Annotated in this window: 21 protein-coding genes; 17 read left to right on the forward strand and 4 right to left on the reverse strand. The window is 67.6% G+C overall.

Features of this window, described 5'->3' with window-relative positions; translation table 11 throughout:
* Positions 1-190: 190 nt before the first annotated feature.
* On the forward strand, positions 191-1,816 hold the full coding sequence (locus RIB45_RS13250) for a trimethylamine methyltransferase family protein (RefSeq protein ID WP_350050809.1): 1,626 nt from the start codon (positions 191-193) through the stop codon (positions 1,814-1,816).
* Between the two features lie 146 nt (positions 1,817-1,962).
* On the opposite strand, the gene RIB45_RS13255 is transcribed toward RIB45_RS13250, so the two are convergent.
* The 3 genes from RIB45_RS13255 to RIB45_RS13265 form a co-directional block, all read right to left on the reverse strand.
* Positions 1,963-3,213 (reverse strand): DUF1501 domain-containing protein, encoded by a 1,251-nt coding sequence (locus RIB45_RS13255; protein ID WP_350050810.1) that lies wholly within the window; start codon positions 3,211-3,213, stop codon positions 1,963-1,965.
* Entirely contained in the window at positions 3,210-4,652 is a 1,443-nt protein-coding gene (locus tag RIB45_RS13260) for a DUF1800 family protein (RefSeq protein ID WP_350050811.1), read from the reverse strand. The genes RIB45_RS13255 and RIB45_RS13260 overlap by 4 nt, the downstream gene beginning before the upstream one ends.
* A gap of 73 nt (positions 4,653-4,725) precedes the next feature.
* The gene (locus tag RIB45_RS13265) at positions 4,726-5,481 is read right to left on the reverse strand and encodes a hypothetical protein (RefSeq protein WP_350050812.1); all 756 of its coding nucleotides are present in this window, start codon (positions 5,479-5,481) and stop codon (positions 4,726-4,728) included.
* A 329-nt stretch (positions 5,482-5,810) separates the two neighbouring features.
* Here RIB45_RS13265 and dgcN point away from each other — a divergent pair, with 329 nt between their 5' ends.
* From dgcN to RIB45_RS13285, 4 genes are read left to right on the forward strand one after another with little or no spacing between them, the layout of a single operon-like run.
* Positions 5,811-6,806, forward strand: a complete 996-nt coding sequence (gene dgcN / locus RIB45_RS13270) for an N-acetyltransferase DgcN (protein WP_350050813.1) — start codon at positions 5,811-5,813, stop codon at positions 6,804-6,806.
* Positions 6,807-6,808: 2 nt separating this feature from the next.
* Entirely contained in the window at positions 6,809-7,795 is a 987-nt protein-coding gene (dgcA, locus tag RIB45_RS13275) for an N-acetyl-D-Glu racemase DgcA (RefSeq protein WP_350050814.1), read from the forward strand.
* A gap of 13 nt (positions 7,796-7,808) precedes the next feature.
* Positions 7,809-8,648, forward strand: coding sequence for a transglutaminase-like domain-containing protein (locus RIB45_RS13280; protein ID WP_350050816.1), 840 nt, complete (start codon positions 7,809-7,811; stop codon positions 8,646-8,648).
* Between the two features lie 28 nt (positions 8,649-8,676).
* Entirely contained in the window at positions 8,677-9,567 is an 891-nt protein-coding gene (locus tag RIB45_RS13285) for a transglutaminase family protein (RefSeq protein WP_350050817.1), read from the forward strand.
* 24 nt (positions 9,568-9,591) lie between these two features.
* Here the strand turns inward: RIB45_RS13285 and RIB45_RS13290 are convergent, their stop codons facing one another.
* Positions 9,592-10,104 carry a flavin reductase family protein gene (locus RIB45_RS13290; RefSeq protein ID WP_350050818.1) on the reverse strand — a complete coding sequence of 171 codons (513 nt, stop codon included), beginning with the start codon at positions 10,102-10,104 and terminating at the stop codon, positions 9,592-9,594.
* A 130-nt stretch (positions 10,105-10,234) separates the two neighbouring features.
* Between RIB45_RS13290 and RIB45_RS13295 the strand changes: the two genes are divergently transcribed.
* From RIB45_RS13295 to RIB45_RS13350, 12 genes are all read left to right on the forward strand, one after another.
* Positions 10,235-11,038, forward strand: coding sequence for a class I SAM-dependent methyltransferase (locus RIB45_RS13295; protein WP_350050819.1), 804 nt, complete (start codon positions 10,235-10,237; stop codon positions 11,036-11,038).
* Positions 11,039-11,130: 92 nt separating this feature from the next.
* Entirely contained in the window at positions 11,131-11,991 is an 861-nt protein-coding gene (motA, locus tag RIB45_RS13300; protein ID WP_350050820.1) for a flagellar motor stator protein MotA, read from the forward strand.
* Between the two features lie 6 nt (positions 11,992-11,997).
* The gene (locus tag RIB45_RS13305; protein WP_350050821.1) at positions 11,998-13,032 is read left to right on the forward strand and encodes a flagellar motor protein MotB; all 1,035 of its coding nucleotides are present in this window, start codon (positions 11,998-12,000) and stop codon (positions 13,030-13,032) included.
* A gap of 13 nt (positions 13,033-13,045) precedes the next feature.
* Positions 13,046-13,954 (forward strand): flagellar motor protein MotB, encoded by a 909-nt coding sequence (locus RIB45_RS13310; RefSeq protein ID WP_350050822.1) that lies wholly within the window; start codon positions 13,046-13,048, stop codon positions 13,952-13,954.
* Positions 13,955-14,056: 102 nt separating this feature from the next.
* Positions 14,057-14,593 carry an RDD family protein gene (locus RIB45_RS13315; protein WP_350050823.1) on the forward strand — a complete coding sequence of 179 codons (537 nt, stop codon included), beginning with the start codon at positions 14,057-14,059 and terminating at the stop codon, positions 14,591-14,593.
* A gap of 190 nt (positions 14,594-14,783) precedes the next feature.
* Complete coding sequence (locus RIB45_RS13320; RefSeq protein ID WP_350050825.1) at positions 14,784-16,241, forward strand: circularly permuted type 2 ATP-grasp protein; 1,458 nt, start codon at positions 14,784-14,786, stop codon at positions 16,239-16,241.
* Positions 16,238-17,194 carry an alpha-E domain-containing protein gene (locus RIB45_RS13325; protein ID WP_350050826.1) on the forward strand — a complete coding sequence of 319 codons (957 nt, stop codon included), beginning with the start codon at positions 16,238-16,240 and terminating at the stop codon, positions 17,192-17,194. Before RIB45_RS13320 ends, RIB45_RS13325 begins: the two co-directional genes overlap by 4 nt.
* A gap of 72 nt (positions 17,195-17,266) precedes the next feature.
* Complete coding sequence (locus RIB45_RS13330; RefSeq protein ID WP_350050827.1) at positions 17,267-17,998, forward strand: arginyltransferase; 732 nt, start codon at positions 17,267-17,269, stop codon at positions 17,996-17,998.
* A 391-nt stretch (positions 17,999-18,389) separates the two neighbouring features.
* Positions 18,390-19,493 carry a TRAP transporter substrate-binding protein gene (locus RIB45_RS13335; protein ID WP_350050828.1) on the forward strand — a complete coding sequence of 368 codons (1,104 nt, stop codon included), beginning with the start codon at positions 18,390-18,392 and terminating at the stop codon, positions 19,491-19,493.
* Between the two features lie 150 nt (positions 19,494-19,643).
* Positions 19,644-20,663: a TRAP transporter small permease subunit gene (locus RIB45_RS13340; RefSeq protein ID WP_350050829.1), complete on the forward strand. Its 1,020-nt coding sequence runs from the start codon at positions 19,644-19,646 to the stop codon at positions 20,661-20,663.
* A 73-nt stretch (positions 20,664-20,736) separates the two neighbouring features.
* Positions 20,737-23,409, forward strand: coding sequence for a TRAP transporter large permease subunit (locus RIB45_RS13345; RefSeq protein WP_350050831.1), 2,673 nt, complete (start codon positions 20,737-20,739; stop codon positions 23,407-23,409).
* 66 nt (positions 23,410-23,475) lie between these two features.
* Positions 23,476-23,982, forward strand: coding sequence for a TRAP transporter small permease subunit (locus tag RIB45_RS13350; protein ID WP_350050832.1), 507 nt, complete (start codon positions 23,476-23,478; stop codon positions 23,980-23,982).
* Positions 23,983-23,984: the final 2 nt, after the last annotated feature.

The raw sequence follows: 23,984 nt of genomic DNA on the forward strand, positions 1-23,984 counted from the left end.
TCCAATCGAATGTCGCTCACGTGCATTCGGAAGGCCGCGAACAGGCGGATAGTCCCGTTTCAAGACGCGGGCGGCGCTTGGGGCTCCCCGCGCTTGACGCGATGGACATGAGAGAGCGGGCGCACCACGCCCGACGCCTTCACCTGCCTCCCGGGGCTCTTCCGGGGCACGTCTTCTGGAGCGGATAGAGATGAGCGACACCGACGGCGCGGCGACGGACGGTTTGACGGATCTGGGCGACGGCGGGGCCGGCGCGGCGGAAGGCGGCGGCCGCCGCGAAGGCCGCCGCGCCCGCGGAGAGGGCGGCGGTCGCGCCGCCCGTCAGGCCAAGCGCGCCGGCGCGGCGGGCAAGGCGCCGGCCTACATCTCCCGCAAGATCGGTTATTTCGAGGTCTTCGACGAGGAAGGCCTCGACCTGATCGAGCGCAACGCCGACCGGGTGCTGAAGGAAGTCGGCATCGAATTCCGCGGCGACGAGGAGACGCTGCAGATCTGGCGCGACGCCGGCGCCGACGTGCGCGGCGAACGGGTGCATTTCGAGCCCGGCATGCTGAAGCAGATCATCCAGCAGAGCGCGCCCAGCTGCATCACCCAGCACGCCCGCAATCCGGAGCGCACCGTGAAGATGGGCGACGGCCACACCGTCCTGGTCCCCGCCTACGGCCCGCCTTTCGTGCGTTGCCTGGATAAGGGCCGGCGCTACGCGACGATCGAGGATTTCCGGAACTTCGTGAAGCTCGCCTACATGTCGCCGGGCCTGCATCATTCGGGCGGCACCTTGTGCGAGCCGGTCGACCTGCCGGTGAACAAGCGCCACCTGGACATGGTCTACAGCCATCTGCGCTATTCCGACAAACCCTTCATGGGCTCCGTCACTGCGCCGGAGCGCGCGCAGGATACGGTCGACATGGCGAAGATCGCGTTCGGCGAAGAATTCGTCGATCAGAACTGCGTCGTCATGAACCTGATCAACGCGAACTCGCCGATGGTGTGGGACGACACCATGCTGGGCGCGCTCAAGGTCTATGCGCGCAACAATCAGGGCTGCGTGATCTCGCCCTTCATCCTGGCCGGCGCGATGAGCCCGGTGACCGTCCTCGGCACGCTGACCCAGCTCTACGCCGAGGCGCTGTCCGGCATGGCGCTGACCCAGCTGGTGCGTCCGGGCGCGCCGGTGATCTTCGGCACATTCGCAAGCTCCATTTCGATGCAGTCGGGCGCCCCGACCTTCGGCTCGCCGGAGCCGTCGTTGGTGCTCTACGGCGCGGCGCAGCTGGCGCGCCGGCTCGGCGTGCCCTTCCGCTCGGGCGGCGGGCTGTGCGGCGCCAAGATCTCGGACGCGCAAGCCGCCTACGAGGCCGCCAACACGCTGCAGACGGCGGCGCTGGGCGGGGTCAACTTCATGCTGCATACGGCCGGCTGGCTCGAAGGCGGGCTGGTGATGGGTTATGAGAAGTTCGTGATGGACGCCGACCAGGCCGCGATGATCGGTCGCCTGCTGGCCGGCCCGGACATGAGCGAGAACGGCCAGGCGATGGACGCCATCTTCGAGGTCGGCCCGGGCCAGCACTATCTCGGCTGCGCCCACACCCAGCGCAACTTCGAGGACGCCTTCTATCGCTCGCCGCTCGCCGACAACAACAGCTTCGAGCAGTGGGACGCTGAAGGCGGCCTCGATATGACCGCGCGCGCCAACGCCTATTGGAAGAAGCTGCTGCAGCAGTACGAGGCGCCGGCGATCGATCCCGGCGTGCTGGAGGCCCTCGACGCCTTCGTGGCCGAGCGCAAGGCGGCGGCGCCGGATTCGAACGTATAAACTTTCGTCCTCAAAAGCCTCCCCCCTTCATGGGGGGAGGTTGGAGGGGGGCGCGATTTCCGATTAGGAAATCGCCTCGGCGCGAAGCGCCGGGTTCCCCCCACTCTCCCATAAAGAGGCAGGGCCTCCGCAACGGCCTCGCGCTGCTACCCCTCCCGGATCAAGCCTTTCAGCGGCGCGACCCCGCCCGCGTCCGGCAGCACCGCGCCGTCGAGCTGCGCGGCGCTAAGCCCCCAATGATCGCCCAGCACGCGCTTCAGGACGCCGCGCACGTCGACTGCCGGCGCGAGGCCGCCGTTCTCGGCGCGCTTGTCGACCGCCAAGCCCGGCCAGCCGCCCTTGATCCCGCCGATCACCGGGCCGCCCATCAGCAACACCGGGCCTGCACGGCCGTGATCGGTCCCGCCGGCGCGGTTGGGTGCGATCGACCGGCCGAACTCGCTCACGACCATGATCACCGTGCGCCCGTAGGCGGGTCCCAGGGCGTCGGCCAGCGTCGTCAGGCCGGTCGCCAAGGCCGCGAGCCGGCGCGCCTGCACTCCCTCACGCGCGCCGGCCTGGAAATGCAGGTCGAAACCCGCGACCTCGAGCACCGCCGCGTCGGGACCGTCGGCCGCGCCCAGACGACCGCCCGCTTCGCGCGCGGCGGCGGCGAAATCGAACGGGCCGCGCGCGCCGGCGGCCGCCTCTGCGACATGCTCGCCGCCCAGCGTCTCCGCCGGCCGGTCGCGGACGTCGAGCGCGCGGGGCAACGCGGGTCCCAGCAGCGCGTCGCCGCGGTACATCGCCTGCGCTTTCTCCAACAGCCCCGTCACCGGCGCGCCCAGGACCGCGGGGGGCGCGGTCTCCACCGCCGCCGGGCCGGCCAACACCTCCGGCCGACCGGCGCCGGCGAGCGCCAATGTCGGGGGGCCCTCGCCGCGCAGTTGAAGCGCGCGGTTGAGCCAGCCGCTCTGCGCCCCCGGTCCGTCCGCGCGGCCCGTGCCCGCGGCGAAGGCTCGGCGCGCGCGCGCATGCGCCGCCGCGCCCCCGTCCGGGACGTAGGGTCCCGCCGCCGCGACAGCGATCGCAAGACGTTCGGCCCGCCAGGGCGCCAACAGCGCGCCGGCGGCCGGATGCAACGCGAAACGGGCGTCCAACGGAACCGCCCCGCCCGGCTCCCCGGGAGGCGGCAAGGCCAATGCCCCGCGCGCCGCGCGATAGTCGGGATCGCCGTAGGGCGGCAGCAGCGCCAGGCCGTCCAGCCCGCCGCGCAGCAGGACCAGCACCAGCTTATTGCCGGCCGCCGCGGTCGCTCCGGCCGCCTGGGCGAAGGCGAGGCGCGTCGGGGCCAAGGCGACGCCGGCCGCCAGCCCGGCGAGCGCCGCGCGGCGCGTGAGGATCGAGCCTGAGCTCATCGCGTCTGAAACTCCGGCGAGGCGAACAGCAAGGCTGCGCTCTCTCCCGCGTCCAAGGCGACGGCGAGGCGCCGAAAGGTCTGCTCTGAGACGAGCGGCCCCAACACGTCGAAGCCGAGACGGATCCCGGCCTCCGGACCCGAGGAATCGCCGGCCAGACGCCGCACCGCCTCCCCCGTCGTCCACTCGAACCGGTCAAGGAAACGGCCCGGCTCCAGCCAATGGTTGGCGGAGGTCGGCGCGCCCAAGGGGCCTTCAAAATCCATCGGCCCCTGCCCCAGCGCGGCGATCGCGCCGACGATCGCCGCGCCGTCCGTCGTGCGATCGCCGAAGGCGCGCAGCACCGAAAGCGCCAGATCGTCCGGACGCTTCACTTTCCGCAAAGACGGTTCGAATGCGGCGTTGGAGGCGGCGAGCGCCGCCGCCATCCCGCCGAGCGCCCCGCCGTTGCGGGCGTAGCCGGCCGTCAGGTCGTCGACCAGGCGCTCCGGCGGATCGTCGGCGACGAACCAGCGCGCCATTTCGAAGGCGAGACGGCGGCCGACCACGGGGGTTCGCGTCAGGGCGTCCAACGCCGCCTCCGCCTCCAGCACGCCCGCTTCCGGATAGTTGCGTCCGAGGAAATATTTCGGCCCCTCCGCGTGGACGCGCGGCTCAAAGCGGAAGGCCGTCGGCAAGGCGGGCGCGCGCTCGACCGCCGGGGCGCTCGGCGGCCCCTCCTCCATCGGCCGCACGCCCCAGCCGGTCAGCATCTCCGCCAACGCCCGCACGTCGGGTCCTCCATAGACCCGGTCCCGGCCCGGCCCCACCCCCGCCCCGCCGACCGCGCCGAAGGCGTACGGGCCGAGGATCCGCTCCGCCAGATCAAGGCGCAAATCGCCCGCCCGATCGCGGCCGGCCGGCGAGCGTTTGGCGAGCGAGGCGGTGTTGCCCGTCGTCAGCAAAATCGCCGGGTGGCGCACCGCGGCTAAAAGCATGTCGTAATAGCGGCGCATCAGGTTCGGCCTGATAACCTCGCGCTCGAAGGCGTGGGCGAAAGGACCGGCGACCGGATCGTTGGCGCCGACGCCGAAGAACTCGACCCAAAAGCGCACCAGCCGCTCCCTGAACGGCGCGTCGCCCCGGGCGGCGGGCAGAATGTGGCGCGCGGCCTCGCTCCAGCGCGCCTCTTCAACCTTCTGGCGGAAGGCGATCAGCGCGGCCCCGCCTTGCGCGCGGGCGGCGCTCATCTCGCGCCAGATTTCGGCGCTCGACGGCAGGCCCTGCAGCGCCGGCGGCGGTTCCTCGCCCGCCTCCGGCAACTGGCGGATCAGCCAGCCGGCGGGGTCGTCCGCGATCCAATCGATTTCGCCCGGCCGGGCGCCGTATCCGAAACGCGTCGCCGCCACGGCCGCCGCCAGCCGCGCCTGCGAAATCTCTGTGGGATAGGTCAGCGCCATGCAGTCACGATAGCGCGATTCATAGCCCCGAAAAGCGCGGCGTTGCGACGCCTCCCCCGGCGGCGCCCCGCGCTCACCCCCGCTCGTCCGTGCGCGGATCGGTCAAGACCGCGATCTCAGCCGGTGCGTCGAACCCCTTATAGGGCCGCTCACCATTCGTCCCGTTCGACGGGTCGAGGGTCGAGGGCGCGCCGGCGTCGGGATCGTGCAGCGTCCAGGGAAAGCGGCCTTCGGCGCGGCCGCCACGTGGGTGACGGTCCGACGCGGACCCCGGCTGACCGTCGGTCTCCGCATTCCCCGCCCGCCCGGCGCGCGCGGGTCGGGACGCGTCGGTCTCCGCGCTCGAATCCAGCTCGGTCAGGTAAATGGGCGCTTCCTCCCGGCCATACGGCCGCCGCTCCGAAGTCCGAACCGTCGCGGACGGGTCGTCCCAGCGGCGTTCCAGAGTGGTCGCCTGGGGCGGCTGCGGCGGCCAGGGCTCGACGTCGATCGGCCGGATCGCGCGCTGAGGGTCGAGGCGCTTAAAGCCCGTGTGCAGGCTCATCCCCGGATAGGCGCGCGCCCATTGGCGGGTGACGTGGTCGAGCAGGCCGGGATCGCGCTCGCGCCAAGTGCGCGGGTCGCGCATCAGCGAGCGGATGCGATCGTCGACGGCGGCGCCTTGGGGCGTCAGGGGCGCTGAGCCGGGCGGCTCTTGCGCGGTTTCGCGGAGGTCCCCGCCTTCGCGGGGACTCGGCCGCTGCGGGGCTTGGGCGGCGTTGCGGCGCGCCAGCGCCTTCAGGCGGTCTTCCCGCTGACGCTCGGCCGCGCTTTGATAAGAATCACCCATGAAACGCCCCTATAGCGGGCGCCGCCGGGCGCGCCTAGAGGATTTCGGCGCGACATGCAGGCGGACGGGATCAAACCGCGATCAGCGCGCGTCAGGCGCGGCGCACGATCCTGCGAAAGCGGAAGAGAGGCGCATAACTCTTGTTTTGTTCAATTGAAAGTGCGCCAACTCCGCCCTCAATCACTATATAAAAAAAATTACACGAACAAATTTACTCTCAAACCGCCGCGCCCTCCCCCGTGACGCGCCGGGCGCGGCTGTGTAGAGTGCGCGCGGCGCGGGGTCCGTCGGGTCTCCGCATACCCGATCACAGCGAGGACGACGCGATCATGGACATCCGCAACCCCTATCTCATGTTCCTGGGCGACGCGCCGGACGATTTGGCGGCGAAGGTCGCCGACGGCGTGGCGAAATGGCGCCCCGACTGGTGCAAGGGACAGCTGCGGCTGGAGGGCTGCCAGGCCGATCTGGGCCTGCCCGACATGACGCTGGAGCAGGGTCGCGAGGCGGGCTGCCGGACGCTGGTGGTCGGCGTCGCCAACCGCGGCGGCAAGATCCCGCAGAACTGGCGCGACACGCTGGAGAAGGCGCTGGTGATGGGCTATGACATCGCGTCGGGTCTGCACAACAAGCTGGCCGACATCGAGACGCTGTCGAGCTTGGCTGCTGAGCATGGCCGCCAGCTCTTCGACGTGCGCCATCCGACGCAGGATTTCGACGTCGCCAAGGGCTCCAAGCGCCCGGGCAAGCGGTTGCTTACCGTCGGCACCGATTGTTCGGTCGGCAAGATGTTCACCTCGCTGGCGGTGCACAAGACGATGCGGGAGCGCGGGATGAAGTCGAGTTTCCGCGCCACCGGCCAGACCGGCATCTTCATCGCCGGCGGGGGCGTGTCGGTCGACGCGGTGATCGCCGACTTCATCTCCGGCGCGACCGAATGGCTCTGCCCCCCCAACGACGAGGATCATTGGGACGTGGTCGAGGGCCAGGGCAGCCTGTTCCACGCCAGTTTCGCGGGCGTCAGCCTGGGCCTGCTGCACGGCGCGCAGGCGGACGCGCTGGTCTTATGCCACGAGCCGACGCGCACCCATCTGCGCGGCCTGCCCGACTTCCCGCTGCCCGACCTGAAGCACTGCATCCAGGTCAATGAGGAGATGGCGCGCATGGTCAATCCGGCGGCGCGCGTGATCGGGATCTCGGTCAACAGCTCGAAGGTGGAGAAGGCCCGCCAGGACGCCGTGCTGGAAGAGATCGAGAAAGAGACCGGCCTGCCGACGGTCGACGCCTTCCGTCAGGGGGCCGGGCGCTTGGTGGACGCGCTTTGACGGTGCGGATCAAACTGGAGGTCGAGCGCCAGTCCTGGCCGATCGAAGGCGGCTTCGCCATCTCGCGCGGGGCCAAGACCGCCGCTGAGGTGCTGGTCGTCACCCTCGCCGCGGAAGGCCAGGTCGGGCGCGGCGAATGCACGCCCTACGCCCGCTACGGCGAGAGCCTGGACGGCGTCGAGGCCGACATCGTGCGGCTGAAGGACCGGCTGGAGGCCGGGCTGACCCGCGACCAGTTGCAGTCCGCCCTGCCCGCCGGCGCGGCGCGCAACGCGATCGACTGCGCGCTCGCCGACCTGGAGGCCAAGCGCACCGACCGCACGGCCTGGGAGATCCTGGGCCTGGCGCAAGCCCCCGGCCCGGTGACGACGGCCTACACCCTCAGCCTCGATACGCCGGAGAAGATGGCCGAGAAGGCGCGCGCCAACGCCGAGCGGCCGCTCTTCAAGCTGAAGCTGACCGGCGAGGGCGATCTGGAGCGCGTCGCCGCGGTCAAGGAGGCGGCGCCGCAGACCCGCCTGATCGTCGACGCCAATGAAGGCTGGAAGCCTGAGATGGTCGAGCCCTATTCGGAGAAACTGGCGGCGCTGGGCGTCGAGATGATCGAGCAGCCCCTGCCCGCCGGCGACGACGCGATGCTGTCCGAGATCGCGCATCCGGTCGCGCTATGCGCCGACGAGAGCGCGCACGATCGGGGCGGCCTCGACGCGCTCGTCGGGCGCTACGAGATGATCAACATCAAACTCGACAAGACCGGCGGGATCACGGAAGCCTTGGCGCTCAAACAGGCGGCCGAGGCGGCGGGAATGCAGATCATGGTCGGCTGCATGCTGGCCACCTCGCTCGCCATGGCGCCGGCGGTTCTCGTCGCGCAGGGCGCGCAGGTCGTCGATCTGGACGGCCCCCTCCTCCTCTCCCAGGACCGCGACCCGGCGCTTCGCTTCGAGGGCAGCGTCATACACCCGCCGCAACCTGCGCTTTGGGGCTAAGGGGACGCGGCCGATGCAATACACCGTCGGCTGCACGCTCGAATACGCGGTCCCGAGCCCGTCGGTGTTCGTCTTCAATGTGGCCGCCTCGAACACCGTCTTTCAGACGGTGGAGTACGAGACGCTGCGTTTCAGCCCCGATCTGCCGGTCGACGGCTGGGTGGAGCCGGAGACCGGCGCGCGGTACCACCGGGTCGACGTCCAGGGGCCGCACCTCTCGCTGCATTACGAGGCGACGGTGACGCTTGAGCCCACGGTGCGGGATCCGGCGTTGATCGCGCCGATTCCGCCGGCGGACATCCCGCTGCAGGACCTGTTCTACGTGGTCCCCAGCCGCTATTGCCAGTCGGACCAGTTGATGCGCCTCGCCTACCGCGAGTTCGGCCGGGCGCCGCGCACTTTCGAACAGCCGCGCCGGATCGCCGAATGGATTCACGCGAACGTCGATTACCTCGTCGGGACCACCACCCCATTGACGAGCGCCTTCGACATCGCCACGTCCCGCGCAGGCGTCTGCAGGGATTTCGCGCATCTTGGGATCGCGTTCTGCCGCGCGCTTAACATTCCGGCGCGCTTTGTCAGCTGCTACGCCTACGATCTCTGGCCCCGGGATTTCCATGCGGTTTTCGAAGCCAAACTCGGCGATCGATGGTATCTCTTCGACCCGACGCGCCAAGCGTCGCCGGGCGGGTTCGTGCGCATCGGCGCCGGCCGCGATGCGGCCGACGTCAGCTTCGCGTCGATCTTCGGACCGGCGCGGATGACCCATATGGCGGTGCACGCCGAAGCCGGCGACGCGGAAAGCGACCGCGCGCCGAAAGAATGGAAGGAGTTCGCGGTCTCAAGCGCCTGAACGCGCGCGGAGGACCGGATCGCAAACGATGTCGCGCCTGTCGATCACCCACGTCACCGAATATCGCTACACGCAGCCGGTGCGGTTCGGCGAGCACCGGTTGCTGTTCCGCCCGCGCGACAGCCACGATCTGCGTCTGGTCTCGTCGGGCCTGAAGATCACGCCGCCGGCCAGCCTACGATGGCTGCACGATCCGTTCGGCAATTCGGTCGCGATCGCGAACTTCAAGGAATGGAGCGACCGGCTGCGTTTCGAAAGCGAAATCACGATCGACCATTACGGACTGTCCGATCCCGAATTCCGGATCGAGGAGTACGCGCGCACCACGCCCTTCGTCTACGCGCCCGAGGAACAGCCCGACCTGCTGGCCGACATGATGCGCCACACCGGCGATCCGCAAAAGCGCGTCGCCCACTGGGCGCGCAGTTTTCTGGATGAGAACGGCCGAATGGACACCGCCGAAGGCTTGCAGGCGATGAACGCCGCCATCAAGCGCGATTTCCTCTACAATCGCCGCGACGAGCACGGCGTTCAGACGGCGGAGGAGACGCTGCGTCTCGGCTCCGGCTCCTGTCGCGATTTCGCGCTCCTGATGATGGAGGCGGTGCGCTCGCTTGGCATGGCGGCGCGTTTCGTCACCGGCTATCTGTACGATCCCGCGTTGGACGGCGGCGCCGCGGCGGGGGTGATCGGCGCGGGCACGACGCACGCCTGGTGTCAGATTTACCTGCCCGGTTCCGGATGGACTGAGTTCGACCCGACCAACGGCCGCTACGGCGGCGGCAACCTGATCCGCATCGGGGCCGGCCGCACGCCGGAACAGGTGAAGCCGATCGAAGGAAGCTATTTCGGCCCGGCCGACGCCGCCGGCCCGATGACCGTTGAGGTCAGCGTCCGCCGCGTGCAGAAGGCGGCGTAGCCGGCCTTACACCTGAAGCGAGCCTCAGGCCCCGGCCGAGAATTTGCCGTACCCGCCGCGAAAATAGACCAACGGCTTACCGTCGTCCTCGCCCAAGTCGATGCGCTCGACCCGCCCGACCAGGATGACATGGTCGCCGCCGTCATAATGCGCCTCGACCCCGCAGACGATGCGCGCCAGAACGCCGTCCAGAAGCGGCAGACCGTCGGCGTCGACACGGTGCGCGATCCCGGCGAACTTGTCAGGAATCCCCGGCTTTGCGAAATGGGTGGAAATCGCAGCCTGTTCGTCGCTCAACACGTTCACAGCGAACCGGTCGGTCTTGACGAAGGGCTCGAAGCTGCCGGCGTTCTTGTCGAGGCAGAACAGCACCAGCGGCGGCTCCAGCGACAGCGAGGTGAAACTGTTGACGGTCAGCCCCTCCTTCTTGCCGTCTTCGCCGGCCGCGGTCACGATGGAGACGCCGGTCGCATAGCGTCCGCACGCCGCCTTGAAGGCCGCTTCGGTGATCCCCTCGTCGGTCAAACTGTCGCTCATCCGGACCGGCTCTTCCTGTCCCAACGATAAGTGTTGCACGCGCTTGAGCTTTCGTCGTGGCGTCACGCGCCGCAGGGCGCTATCTAGCGCAAGTCATCCGCCGTGGCGAGACCGAAGGACGGAAAAAGCCGTGACTCCCCCTCCCTTTCTCCGCCCGCCGATTCTGCGCGCGCTGCTCGCGCTGGGGGGCTCTGCGCTCGCGACGCTGGGCTTTGTGCAGGCGCTTTGGCGCCTAGCGGGTAGCGATCCGCCGCTTTGGACGAAGCTCCTCTTCGCAGGGGCGGTCGCGGTCGCGATCGGCGCGGCCCTGTCGCTGCCGCGCTGGTGGCTCGCGATCCTGGCGAGCGCCCCGGCGGCGCTGATTGGCGCGCTGGCGCTGGACGCGCCCGGCTGGGTCTACGCTCTCGCCTTGACGCTGTGTCTGCTGCTGGCGGCGAATAGTCCGGGCGAACGCGTGCCGCTTTACCTGACCGGAGCGGCGACGCGCCGGGCGTTGTGCGGCCTGATCGCCCAAGATGCGCCAGTGCGCGCCGTCGATCTCGGATGCGGGACGGGCGGGCCGATCCTTGCGCTGGCGGCGGCGAACCGTCATCCGCAAAGCCGCTTCCTCGGCGTGGAGACCGCCCCCCTGCCCTTCGCCGCCGCTTGGCTGCGGGCGAAGGCGGCGCGTGACCCGCGGATATCGATCTGCTGGAGGAGCCTATGGCGGGTGGACCTCGGCGGCTTTGATCTCGTCTACGCCTTCCTGAGCCCCGAGCCGATGCCGCGCCTGCTGGCGAAGGCCGCGGCGGAAATGACCGACGGCGCGCTTTTCGTTAGCAATGAGTTTACCGATCCGGCATACGTTGCGGATCAGCAGTTGACGCCGAACGGCCCGGCCGGCCGGCGTCTCAACCTCTGGCGGGCCCCGATACGGCCCGTCGCCGCGAACTGATCGACGCAGCGCACGGGTTCGGCATGGACTTGGGCTGGAGGTTGCGAATATCCTGACGCCGCGCGCACCGGCGGAGAGAGCAGCACCTATCTATGTTCGTCATTATCGGAATCATCGCCGTCATCGTCTGCGTCCTCGGATCCTACATGGCGATGGGCGGCAAGTTGGCGGTGCTCAACCAACCGTTCGAGGTGACGCTGATCTTCGGCGCCGGCCTCTCCGCGTTCGTCATCATGAACCCGATGCGGGTGGTGAAAGGCGCGTTCGGCCGTCTGGCCCAGATCTTCAAGGGCCCTAAGTACAAAAAGGACGATTATCTCGAACTGCTGACCATGCAGTATCAGGTCTTCAAGCTGATGAAGCAGAAGGGCGCGTTGGCGGTCGAACAGCATGTCGAGAACCCGCACGACAGCACGCTCTTCCAGGCCTTTCCCAAATTCCACGGCGACCACCACGCGCTGGATTTCTTCTGCGACTATCTGCGGCTCCTGACGATGGGCACGGATAATCCGCACGAGATCGAAGGCCTGATCGACGCGGATCTCGAGGCGCTCCACATGCACGACCATCAGGCGAGCCATTCGCTCGTCGCCCTGGCGGAGAGCTTCCCGGCGCTCGGCATCGTCGCGGCCGTGCTGGGCGTCATCAAGACCATGGGCTCGATCAACGAGCCGCCGGAGGTCCTCGGCAAGCTGATCGGCGGCGCGCTGGTCGGCACCTTCCTCGGCATCTTGCTCTGCTACGGCTTCTTCGCGCCGTTCGCGAACCACGTGAAGACGTTGATCGAGGAAGAAAGCACCTATTTCAACAGCATGAAGGCCGGTCTGATCGCCCACATGCAAGGCTATGCGCCCGCGATATCGATCGAGTTCGCGCGCAAGGTGCTGATGGATCACAACCGCCCGACCTTCGCCGAGCTCGAAGACGCCTGCTCCAACCTGCCGCCGGTGTAAGCCGCCATGTCGGACGCCTTCGGACAGGAGGAGCAAGAACCCCTGATCCTTGTCCGCAAGGTCAAGATCGAGGGCGGCCATCACGGGGGCGCCTGGAAGGTCGCCTACGCCGACTTCGTCACCGCCATGATGGCCTTCTTCCTGCTGCTTTGGCTGCTCAACGCGACGACGGAAGAGCAGATGAACGGCCTTTCCGACTATTTCGCGCCGACCAGTCTGGCCGATGACGGGCAGGGTCTGGGGCAGGCGCTCTCGGGCCTGGCCGTTGCGGCGGAAGGGGCGATGCGCAGCGATTCCGCGCGCCCCGCCGTCTCCGTCGCGATTCCCTCCTTCGGCGAGGAGGAGGAAGGCGATCAGGACGGCGAACAGCGAGAGGACGCCAGCCTTACGAAGGTGAACGAAGGTCAGGCCAGCGAAACCTTCGAAGAGCAGCAGATGTTGGACGAAGCGATGGCCAAGCTGCGCCAATCGGTCCTCGAATCGCCGGACATGGCGGAATTGGCGCAAAATCTGATGCTGGAGAACACGGCCGAAGGACTGCGCATCCAGATCCTCGACCGCGAGGATCGCGGCATGTTCGAAGAGGGCTCGGATCAGCTGACCCGTCGGGCGATTCGTCTGTTGGCGTTGATCGGCTCGATCATCGCGACCCTGCCGAACGAGATCACCATCACCGGCCACACCGATGCGACGCCCCCGCCGGACGCCGGCTCCGGCTACAGCAATTGGGAGTTGTCGGCGGACCGCGCCGCGGCCTCGCGCAAATGGTTGGTCGACGCCGGCCTCGCCCGCGAACAGGTGGTCCAGGTCGCCGGCAAAGCCGACAGCGAACTGCTGGAGCCCGAAAAGCCGGAGGCCGTCGCCAACCGGCGGATCAGCATCCTGATCGTCCGCGACAAGCCGCCGCCGGCCGCCATGGCGGCGCCCCCGGCCGACGGCGCGGCCCCGGCCGCGGGCGCCGGGCAGCCGGCCGCGCCTGCGGCGCCGGCCCGCGCGCCGGACGGAGCCGCGCCCCCGCCCCTCCCCGCGAGCGACGGTTAGGGAGGCCGCAGCCATGGCCGACCAGGAAGTCATCGTCAAAAAGAAGAAGGTGGTGGTCGAAGCCCACCACGGGGGCGCCTGGAAGGTCGCCTACGCCGACTTCGTCACCGCCATGATGGCCTTCTTCCTGCTGCTTTGGCTGCTCAACGCCACCGAACAGGAAGTGCTAGACGGCATCTCAAACTATTTCACGCCGACCGCTATCACGAGCTCCGGCTCCTCCGGCTCGGGCGGGCTGTTCGGCGGCGCGACGGCCACCAATCCAGGCCCGGTGCAGGAAAACCAGGAGACCTCGATCCTGACCGAGGAGTCGACCGCGACCGGCGAACTCGAGGCCCCCAACCCCGGGGAGGGCGCCCGCCAGGAGGTCAGCACCGGCAGCGCCGGCGACGTCGACTTCGAGCGCGAGGAAAAGACTTTCAACACCACCAAGCGATTGATGGAGAAGTCGCTTGACGAGTTGCCGCCGGAACTGCAGGACCTGAAGGAGACGATCAAGATCGACGTCACCGAAGAAGGATTGCGCATCCAGATCCTGGATAATCGACGAAAGTCCGGTTTCGTGCGCGGGACGCCGGAGTTGACCGATCAGGCCCGACAGGCGCTGCGCTTCGCCACGCAGTACATCGAACGGTTGCCCAACCAGCTCTCGCTCACCGGCCATACGGATGCGGACGAGTTGCCCAGCGACAATTGGCGGCTGTCCGCACAGCGCGCCAATTCGGGCCGACGCGAACTGGCCGCCCAGGGCCTGCCGGAGCAACGCTTCGAGACGGTCGTCGGCAAGGCCGACAGCGACTTGCTGGTGCCGGATGAGCCGACGGCCGCGCAGAACCGCCGTATTTCGATCGTACTGCTGCGCCGCGCGCCCTACCCGGACGACCGGCCCGCGCCCCCCTCCATCGTCAATCCGGTCGAGTGACGCGGGCCGCCCTTCGCGCGTCCGCTCCCTTGCCGACCGCGCGCCGGGCCGCCATATGCCGCTTACGCTTGGGACGGACACGAGACGAGGAGCGCGACAGGCGTGAACGATCACCGCGACATCACCCCCGCAGGCGGCCGCCCCCGCGGCTTCCGGCTTGGTCCCGACGATGAGGCGTCCGACGGCCTCGGCGACGACCGGCTGAACGATCCGGCGTTGGTCGACGGGATCACGGCCCGCCGGATTCTGGGCTATCTGGTCGACGTGCTCCTCCTGGGTGCAGTCGGCGTAGCGGGCCATCTGCTGGTCTTCATGACGCTGGGACTGGCCGCCGGGCTGGTCTACCCGCTGTTGGTGGTGCTGCCGCTCGCCTATCACACCTATTTCGTGGCCTCAGCCGCCTCGGCGACGCCGGGTCAGCGGCTTTTGGGCCTGGAGGTTCGGCGGCTCGACGGCGGCAAGCCCGGTCTGCTGCAGGCCTTCGTGATGGTGGCGTTGTTTTACATGACGCTCACTCTCACCAGCGGTCTGCTGCTGTTTTGGTGCCTGATCGACGATCGCGCCCGATGCCTGCACGACATCTTCTCCGGCACGCTTGTCATTCGCAGCGACCGGCTTGCGGCGCCTGCGGCCGGGTGAGACGCGTCGGCCTGACGGCTTGCGTCAACCGGCGGCGACTGCTTAGCTTTCCCCGAGAGGGCGTCCGAACGAGAGGCGCCCCGTTATAAAGACGGCGGGGTTCGAGCGCCCAGGTCACGCGGCCGGGGCGGAACGGCGGCGCCGGGACGACCGTCCCGGACGGCGCTCCTCGACCGACGACAGGGGCGATATGAACGACAGCATCGGCGCCGAGATCGGCTTGCCTGGCTATGACCCGCAAGGGTTTTATTGCGAAATCTTCGGCGGGCCGCGGGGCGCCGCCCCCCCCTCCCCCGCGATTCAGAAGCGGCTTCGCGCGCTGGATACGCGCGACCTGTCCTCGCGCGCGCAAGCGGCGGCGGACGAGCTGTACAATCTGGGCATCACCTTCACCGTCTACACCGAACGCGAAGCGATCGACCGCATTTTGCCGTTCGATGTGATACCCCGTCTGATCGGCGCGCAGGAATGGACGCGCATGGAGGCGGGCGTGAAACAGCGCGTGACGGCGCTGAACCTGTTCCTGCATGACATCTATCACGACCAGAAAATCATAAAGGACGGCGTGGTCCCGGAGCACCTGATCGTGAACAACAAGAACTACCGGCCGCAGATGAAGGGGGTGGATCTGCCGCACGGCACCTACGTTCATGTCTGCGGCATCGATCTAGTGCGCGGCTCGGACGGCAATTTTCGGGTTCTGGAGGACAACGCCCGCACACCGTCAGGCGTCTCCTACGTGATCGAGAACCGACACATGATGCTGCGCGCCTTCCCTGATCTGGCCCGCGACATCGGACTGCGCGACGTCGACGAATACGGCGCGCGCCTGCATCAGGCGATGCACGAGGTCGCCCCGCCCGATCTGAGCGAGCCGCAGGTCGTGCTGCTTTCGCCCGGGATCTACAATTCGGCCTATTTCGAACATATCTTCCTCGCCCGCGAGATGGGCGTCCCGCTGGTCGAAGGGCGCGATTTAGAGGTCGAGAACGACCGAGTCTTCATGCGCACCACGGCGGGCCGCGCCCCGGTGCATGCGATCTACCGCCGGATCGACGACGATTTCCTGGACCCCAAGACCTTCCGCCCCGACAGCATGCTGGGCGTGCCCGGCCTGTTCGAGGCCTACGCCAAGGGCAATGTGACGCTGGCCAACGCCGTCGGCACCGGCGTGGCCGACGACAAGGCCGTCTACGCTTATATGCCGCGGGTGATCGATTACTATCTCGACGAAGAGCCGATCATCGAGAATGTCGAGACCCATATCTGCGGCGAGGAGGAGGGCCTTAAATTCACCCTCGACAATCTGGAGGAGTTGGTGGTTAAGCCGGTCGGCGAATCCGGCGGCTACGGGATCCTGATCGGCCCGCAGGCCAGCAAAGAGGAACTCGCCCAATTCCGTGAGAAGCTGAAGGCGGATCCCCATAACTTCATCAGCCAGCCGGTGATCAGCCTGTCGGTCTGCCCGACCCTGGTCGACGGAAAGATCGAGCCGCGGCACGTCGATCTGCGTCCCTTCTGCATCACCGGCGCGGACAGCTGGGTGCTGCCCGGGGGGCTGACGCGCGTCGCCATCAAGCGAGGCTCGCTGGTCGTCAATTCGAGCCAGGGCGGCGGCTCCAAGGACACCTGGGTGTTGACCGAATGAGCCAGCCGCTTCTCGCCCGCTACGCCGAATGCATTTTCTGGATGGGGCGCTATATGGAGCGCGCCGAAAATCTCGCCCGCCTGCTGGAGGTGAACGAGGTGTTCGCGCGCGATCGCCGCGGCAGCCACAACTGGGACGCCATCCTGCGGCTCAACGCCGATTGGGACGTTTTCCGCAAACGCTACGGCGAGCCGACGGAAGAGCGGATCACGTATTTCTACATGCTGGACCCGCAGCATCCCGGCTCGATCGCGAATGCGGTCAAGATGGCGCGAGAGAACGCTCGGACTCTGCGTCCGTTCATCTCGACCGAAATGTGGACGCACATGAACGGCGTCTTCAACAAGGTGCGCTCGTACGAGCGCGGCCCCGAGCAATTGCCGAACGTCGCCGAGTTCTGCACGCTGATCAAACACGGCGCCCAGGCGCACGCCGGCATCACCGAGGGCACGTTCTACCGCGATCAGGGCTGGAGCTTCTATCAGCTCGGCAAATATCTTGAGCGGGCCGACCAGACGACGCGGCTGATCGACGCCAAGTACCACGCTCTGCTGCCCTCGTCCGAAGACGTCGGCTCGCCGCTGGACGAGAGCCAATGGAACGCGCTGCTGCGCTCGGCCGCCGGCTACCACGCCTATCGCCGGGTCCATCCGCGTGAATTGACCCCCGCCAAAGTGGCGGGATTCATGCTGTTGAACGCGCAGTTTCCGAGATCCGTGCGCTACTGCGTAGCGGAAGGTTCAAAGCATCTTGCGACCCTGATCGGCGCCTTCCAATTGCCGCGCGGAATCGAAGTGACGGAGCCTCTCGACGCGCTGCATCAACGCTTGGAAGAATCGGAGATCGAGAGCATCATAACGACCGGCCTGCACGAGTATCTCGACGCGGTGCAGCTGGAGTTGATCTCGGTGAGCGAGGCCATGGGCCGCGCCTATTTCGGCGCCGACGGTTAAGCGGCCGTCGGGTCGGCTGGCGGCGCGCGAAACATCCCGCCAAGGCGAGCGGGCGGCGAATGGGATGCGATCATGACGCTGCAGCGCAGCCCCACGATGTTGCTGTTCCACCGCTCCGGCGCGATGCATTGCCCCTATCTGCCCGCCCGGGTGGAGCAACAGCTGTTCGCGGAGTTGAGCGGACCGGACGCTCAGGCGCAGTTCGAGCATCTGAGTCGTCACGGCTTCCGCCGCAGCCACCACATCGTCTACCGCCCCGCCTGTCGGGGGTGCGAGCAATGCATCCCGGTTCGAATTCGCGCCGCCGACTTCGCCTGGACCCGCACGTTTCGGCGTCTGGCGAAGCGGAATGCGGATCTGCGGGTGGCCGACGTAGGTCCCAACGCGACGGAGGAGCAGTATGCGCTGTTCAGCCGCTATGTCGGGGTGCGCCACGGCGACGGCGACATGGCGGACATGACCTTCCGCGACTACGCCAATCTGGTGGTGGCGAGCCCGGTGGACACCACGCTGTTCGAATGGCGCGACTCTCACGGCCTGTTGCGCGCCGGCTGCATCGCCGATCGCCTGAACGACGGCTACTCGGCGGTCTACAGCTTCTTCGACCCGTCGGCCGACCGGCGCAGCCTGGGCACCCAGGTGATTCTCTCCCTGGTGCAGATGGCGGCGGCCGCGCAGCTGCCGCACGTCTATCTAGGCTTTTGGGTGCCGCACAGCCCCAAAATGGCCTACAAGGCGCGGTTCCGGCCGCTGGAGTGCTTCGGCCCCGAGGGGTGGCGCGACGCGCCGCCTCTCGCCCCTTGAGAGGCTCGGGCGAGTTTTTGATCGGCGGTTTTCCGCGGATTTCGTCGCGGAGGGCAAAGACAAGCTGTTGCGCAGGCACAGATATGCGCTATAAATCCTGGCAATCGGTTGCGAATAAGACCGAGCCTGAACGGCGCACGGGACCCGGCAAACCGCGATAACAAGGCCGGGCGCGGCGATAGGGAACGCTGAACGTCAGGGGGCGCAACAACCTTCCGAACCGTTCTCATTCGATAAAGACGGGCTCTTGCGGCAACCGTTCGGCTTGCTCCGCGCCACTGGCGGGGTGAAGACCACGGGGGTTGCAGCGCCGGACGGGACGGTCTGCGCTTCGGCGCACGCCGACGCGGTCGGCGCGACAATCCAGGGACTAAACGAAAGGGAGAAGTACATGAAACGTCGCGACTTCATCAAAGGCGCCGGCATCGCCGCCGGGGCCGGCGTCGCCGCCGCGGCCACGGGCAATCTGGCCGCTCCGGCCGTCGCGCAGGAGCGTATTCCGATGGTGGTCGTCTCCACCTGGCCGCGGGACTTCCCGGGTCTGGGCACCGGCGCGCAGCGCTTCGCCCAGCGGGTGAGCGACATGTCGGACGGCCGCATCCAGGTCGAGTACTACGCCGCCGGCGAGCGCGTGGGCGCCTTCGACGCGTTCGACGAGGTCGCCTCGGGCAACGCGCAGTGCTACCACGGCGCCGAGTACTACTGGAAAGGCAAGCACCCCGCGTGGGCCTACTTCACCGCGGTGCCGTTCGGCCTGACCTACATCGAGCTGAACGCCTGGATCCGCTTCATGGGCGGCCAGGAGCTGTGGGACGAGCTCGGCGACGAGTTCGGCCTGAAGGGCATGATGTGCGGCAGCACGGGCGTCCAGATGGGCGGCTGGTTCAACAAGGAGATCAACTCCGCCGAGGACCTGAAGGGCCTGAAGATGCGTATCCCGGGCCTGGGCGGCGACGTGATGGCGAAGCTGGGCGCGTCCCCGGTTTCGCTGCCGGGCGGCCAGATCTACGAGAACCTGGTTTCCGGCGCCGTCGACGCGACCGAGTGGGTCGGCCCCTGGAACGACTACGCCATGAAGTTCTACGAGGCCGCCAAGTACTACTACTACCCGGGCTTCCACGAGCCGGGCGCGATGCTCTCCGCCACCTGCAACAAGTCGTGGTTCACCAGCCTGTCGGCCAGTGACCAACTCCTCATCGAGGCCGCCGCCGCGATGGAGAACGACGTGATGATGTCGGAGTACAACGCGAAGAACGGTCAGTACCTCGCCCGCCTGATCAACGAGCAGGGCGTCGAGCTGAAGCGCTTCAACGACGACGTCTACGACGCGTTCGGCGAGGCGTCGGCCGAGGTGTTCGAGGAGACGCGCGCGCACAGCGACCTGGCCGCGCGGACCCACGAGAGCTTCGCGCAGGCCCGGGCCGAGGTCGGCGCGTGGGGCAACCTCGCGGAGACCGCCTACGTCGCGCAGCGCAACCGCGTGCTGGGCGTGTAAGTCTTGTCCTGATTGGACGAGATCGACGGACGGGGCGCCCCTTCGGGGGCGCCCCGTACCGTAAGGCATTCTTTTTTCCCTTTTTTCTTCCAGGCTTTCGGCTATTTCCTTTAAACCTTTTTTCGGGGTTCTGGGTGAAGGGGTGACGCCATGAGCGACTTTTCCGCCGACCGCGCCGACACGGCGATCGGCCAGACGGGAAGTGTGGGCAGCGGCCTGGTGATCCGGGCGATCGGCTGGATATCGGCGGTGCTCGTCTTCGCCTATCTGGCGAACATCGTCTGCACGGTCTATTTCGAGCTGCCCGGCGCGTTTGCGCTTTTCCAGGCGGACGCGGAGGGCGGCGTCTCCTCGATCGTCCAGATGCTGATCTATCTGGCCGCGATCGCGGGGCCGATCGCCTTCGTGATCAAGACGCCCGCTCGCTCGCTGCGCCAGGACGCGATGGCCCTCAATGGGATCGTCACCTACATCATCCGCGGCTGCTTCTGGGCCGTCGTGTTCATCGGCGTGGTCGACGCGGCGATCTCGTTCCTGCGGGTCGAGGGCTTCCTCGACGCGGTGGTGGGCGAGCAACTCTCCGGCGATCTCGGCCGGTCGCGCTTCCGCGGACCGTTCGTGCATGTGCCGCTCATCATCCTCGGCTTCCTGATCGCGATCCGCAGCAAGACGCTGGGCTTCCACTGGTTGGGCCTGCTGGTGGTGTTGGCCGAACTGCTGATCGTGATCGGCCGCTTCGTCTTCTCCTATGAGCAGGCCTTCCAGGGCGACCTCGTGCGCTTCTGGTACGGCGCGCTGTTCCTGTTCGCCAGCGCCTATACGCTGTTCGACGACGGGCATGTGCGGGTCGACGTGCTCTACGCCGGCTTCGACGACCGCACCAAGGGGCTCGTCAACGCCATCGGCTCGATGACGCTGGGCCTGTCGGTCTGCTGGATGGTGCTGGTCTTCGGCATGGGCGGGAAGTCGGACATCATCAACAGCGCGCTGATGACCTTCGAGGTCTCGCAGGCCGGCTTCGGCATGTATGTGAAATACTGGATGGCGACGTTCCTGGCGGTGTTCGCCGTCACCATGGCGATCCAGTTCAGCAGCACCTTCGTCGAAGGCTTCGCCAACTATCGCGGCGAGCCGGGCAAGCGCGAACCGACGCCGTCCGGCGGGCACTGATCCGCCGGCGGACGACGCGCGCAACGGGGTTTTACGTAAGCCGGGGGCCGGCTTCTAGGGGCACGGGGACGACATGGAAATTCTCTTTCTCGTCATTCTGCTGGTGATCATGGCCGGCGCGCTGGCGTCGGGCTTCCCGGTCGCCTTCTCGCTGCCGGGCGCGGCGATCATCACCATCCTCTTGGCGGCGGGGACCGGCTACTTCTTCGCCGGCGACCCGTCCGCCTATTTCAGCGAGGGCGGCCCCACCAACTGGCTCAGCGCCGGCGTCACCAACTTCCGAGGAATCTATTGGGAGGTCGAACGCGACACGCTGATCGCGATTCCGCTGTTCGTCTTCATGGGCATCATGCTGCAGCGCTCGAAGATCGCGGAGGATCTGCTGATCTCGATGGCGCAGCTGTTCGGCCCGGTGCGCGGCGGCCTCGGCATCTCGGTCATCTTCGTGGGCGCGCTGCTGGCCGCCACCACCGGCATCGTGGGCGCGACCGTGGTCGCGATGGGCCTGATCTCGCTGCCGGCGATGATCCGGAACAACTACGCCAACTGGCTCTCCACCGGCACGATCGCGGCCTCGGGCACGCTGGGGCAGATCATCCCGCCCTCGATCGTGCTGATCATTCTGGCCGACCAGCTCTCCAACGCGGTCGACCAGGCCTCAGCCCTGCGCACGAACCTCTACAAGGAGCTCACCGGCAACTTCTCGATGCCGAGCGAGTTCGGCGTGATCTCCACCAGCGCCGGGGACATGTTCATGGGGGCCATGGTGCCGGGCCTCGTGCTGGTCGGCGTCTACATGGTCTTCATGCTGAGCGCCGCCTTCATCAAGCGCTCCATCGCGCCGCCCGTGCCCTATGAGGGCGGCTTCGACCGCAAGTTCTTCGCGCGCGTCGCGCTGGCCCTCGTGCCGCCGCTGACGCTGATCTTCGTCGTGCTGGGCTCGATCATCGCGGGCATCGCGACCGTGAACCAGGCCGGCGCCATCGGCGCCATCGGCGCGACCATCATGGCGGGCTACCGCCTTTATGAAGGCAAGAAAGGCGCCTTCATCCCCGGCATCCTGGCCTTGCTGTCCGTCATCGTGATCCTGGTGACGACCAACATTCACGCCATCAACGTGAAGTCGATCCAGACCTCGACCGACGTGCTGGCGCTGACCATCGCAGGCGTCGCGACTCTGGTCTTCCTCGTCGCCATCGGCTGGAGCTTCCGGCGCACGCTGACGGAAGGGAACACGCTTTACGGCGTGCTGATCGAAACGGCGAAGACCACCTCGCTCGTCTTCATCATTCTGCTCGGCGCGGCGATGCTGACCTCCGCCTTCCGCGCCTTCGGCGGCGAGCATCTGGTGCAGGACTTCCTGACCGGCCTGCCGGGCGGTTTCTGGACGCAGTTCATCATCGTGATGCTGGTGATCTTCGTCCTGGGCTTCTTCCTGGACTTCATCGAGATCGCGGTCGTCGTGGTGCCGATCGTGGCTCCCATCCTGCTGTCCGATCCGCAGGCGAACATCACCGCCGTGTGGCTCGGCGTGATGATCGGCCTGAACATCCAGACGTCGTTCCTGACGCCGCCTTTCGGCTTTGCGCTGTTCTATCTGCGCGGCGTGGCCAGCAAAACGGTCAAGACGATCCAGATGTATCAGGGCGTGATCCCCTTCATCGTCCTGCAGCTGATCGCGCTCGCCATCGTCGGCTACAACCCGCCGATGGTGAATTATCTGCCGACGCGAATGTCGCTCCTCTCGGAGACGTCGCCGCCGCCGTCGAACCCGCGCCTGCAGGCTTGCATCGAGGACTACATCGCCGAGGAGATCGCCCGCGACGGCGACAATATTCGCGCCGCCATCGCGAACGCGGAGAATTGGAACCTGAGTTCGCTGCCCGAAGGTCTGCGCGGCGACGTGTCCAAGGCGATTTCAGACGCCGGCCAAGCCTTCACGCTGTTCGAGGAGGCGCGGGAGGCGAGCGCCGCAATCGACGAAGCGGCGGAGGAATACGGCCCGCTGCGCGACCGCGTCCGCACGCTGCAGGCGCGCATGCGCCGCGACGTCGAGCTGATCGACGAGACCGAGACGCAGCTTGACCGCACCAAGCGCTTCGAGCCCGACAACGCCGAGCGGATCGAGGACCTCGAGGAGTGGTTGGCCGACTTGAAGGCGGAAGTCGACGATCTTACCTCGCAGATTCCCGCGGAGTGGGAGCAGGCCCACGCCGATATGAAGAAACTCCTGGCGCAGGAAAATCGGGCCTATCTCACCTATCGACGCACCGTCGACGGGGCTTACGAGCCGATCGTGACCGTGATCAACGCGATCCGGGAAGCGGACCGTCTGGCGGAACTGCTCGATGAGGCCAACGCCTTGGCCGACCCGGTGCGCGCCGGGGACTACGCCGCCGCCGAAGAGGCGATCGGCGATCTGCTAGGCGATCTGCGCAGCCTGACGGAGACGAGCGACGCCGCCGCCGTCTTCTCCGACATGCGCCGCGCCATCCGGTCCTCGAGCTCCACCGAGCCTGACCCGGAGGCGGCGCTTGAACTGCATCGCCAAGGCGTCGCGATGCTGGAGGACGAGATCGCCTGGCGGTCGGCCGCCCAGGAGGATCTGCTGCCTCAGATCGAGGGCTACCGCAACGCCATCGCGGGCACCATCGGCCTGCGTCAGCAGGATCGTCTGCCGCGCGAGGTCGCGTTGTTCGTCGCGACCTGTCGGGCCGAGCATCAGGATCTCTCGGTCTACTTCTAACCGAACCGACGCCCCGGGACCCGAAGACGGCCCCGGGGCGGCGGCGCGGGAGGGCCGTTGACCCGCTTGGCGAAAGCCGCACATGCGATCGACCGCGTCAGCCGAAGCATCGGCGCGGTCGCCGCCTGGGCGGCCTTGAGCATGGTGTTTCTGCAGACCGCCGTGGTGCTCGCCCGGCATCTTTTCGGCCTGGCGAGCGTCTTCGCGCAAGAACTCACGCTGTACGCCCACGCTGTGCTGATCACACTCGGCGCGGCGGCGGCGCTGTCCCGGGATCGGCACGTTCCGATCGATGCGGCGGTCAAGACCGCCCGCCCCCGCACTCGGGCCTGGATCGAGATCGCCGGCGTGCTGCTTCTCCTCCTACCGTTCTGCGCGGCGATCCTCTGGTTCAGCCTGGACTATGTCGCGGCCGCTTGGGCCGCCTTGGAGGGTTCGACCGAAACGGCGGGGGTGCCGGCGCGCTTTGCGCTGAAGACGTTGATCCCGCTCTTCGCGCTCCTGCTGGCGTTGCAGGGCGCGGCCTCGTTGTTGCGCGCGCTCGACGTGCTGCGCCGTCGCGACGAGGCCTGAAC

The organism is Marivibrio sp. (assembly GCF_040218065.1).
In the GTDB taxonomy this organism is placed as follows: domain Bacteria; phylum Pseudomonadota; class Alphaproteobacteria; order UBA8366; family Aestuariispiraceae; genus Marivibrio.

Coding starts and splice junctions, on each gene's coding strand:
- RIB45_RS13280 (WP_350050816.1), top strand. CDS start 7,809: ATGCAATACACCGTCGGCTGCACGCTCGAATACGCGGTCCCGAGCCCG.
- RIB45_RS13290 (WP_350050818.1), bottom strand. CDS start 10,104: ATGAGCGACAGTTTGACCGACGAGGGGATCACCGAAGCGGCCTTCAAG.
- RIB45_RS13340 (WP_350050829.1), top strand. CDS start 19,644: ATGAGCGACTTTTCCGCCGACCGCGCCGACACGGCGATCGGCCAGACG.
- RIB45_RS13310 (WP_350050822.1), top strand. CDS start 13,046: ATGGCCGACCAGGAAGTCATCGTCAAAAAGAAGAAGGTGGTGGTCGAA.
- RIB45_RS13330 (WP_350050827.1), top strand. CDS start 17,267: ATGACGCTGCAGCGCAGCCCCACGATGTTGCTGTTCCACCGCTCCGGC.
- RIB45_RS13285 (WP_350050817.1), top strand. CDS start 8,677: ATGTCGCGCCTGTCGATCACCCACGTCACCGAATATCGCTACACGCAG.
- motA (WP_350050820.1), top strand. CDS start 11,131: ATGTTCGTCATTATCGGAATCATCGCCGTCATCGTCTGCGTCCTCGGA.
- RIB45_RS13260 (WP_350050811.1), bottom strand. CDS start 4,652: ATGGCGCTGACCTATCCCACAGAGATTTCGCAGGCGCGGCTGGCGGCG.
- RIB45_RS13320 (WP_350050825.1), top strand. CDS start 14,784: ATGAACGACAGCATCGGCGCCGAGATCGGCTTGCCTGGCTATGACCCG.
- dgcN (WP_350050813.1), top strand. CDS start 5,811: ATGGACATCCGCAACCCCTATCTCATGTTCCTGGGCGACGCGCCGGAC.
- RIB45_RS13325 (WP_350050826.1), top strand. CDS start 16,238: ATGAGCCAGCCGCTTCTCGCCCGCTACGCCGAATGCATTTTCTGGATG.
- RIB45_RS13345 (WP_350050831.1), top strand. CDS start 20,737: ATGGAAATTCTCTTTCTCGTCATTCTGCTGGTGATCATGGCCGGCGCG.
- RIB45_RS13335 (WP_350050828.1), top strand. CDS start 18,390: ATGAAACGTCGCGACTTCATCAAAGGCGCCGGCATCGCCGCCGGGGCC.
- RIB45_RS13305 (WP_350050821.1), top strand. CDS start 11,998: ATGTCGGACGCCTTCGGACAGGAGGAGCAAGAACCCCTGATCCTTGTC.
- RIB45_RS13265 (WP_350050812.1), bottom strand. CDS start 5,481: ATGGGTGATTCTTATCAAAGCGCGGCCGAGCGTCAGCGGGAAGACCGC.
- RIB45_RS13255 (WP_350050810.1), bottom strand. CDS start 3,213: ATGAGCTCAGGCTCGATCCTCACGCGCCGCGCGGCGCTCGCCGGGCTG.
- RIB45_RS13250 (WP_350050809.1), top strand. CDS start 191: ATGAGCGACACCGACGGCGCGGCGACGGACGGTTTGACGGATCTGGGC.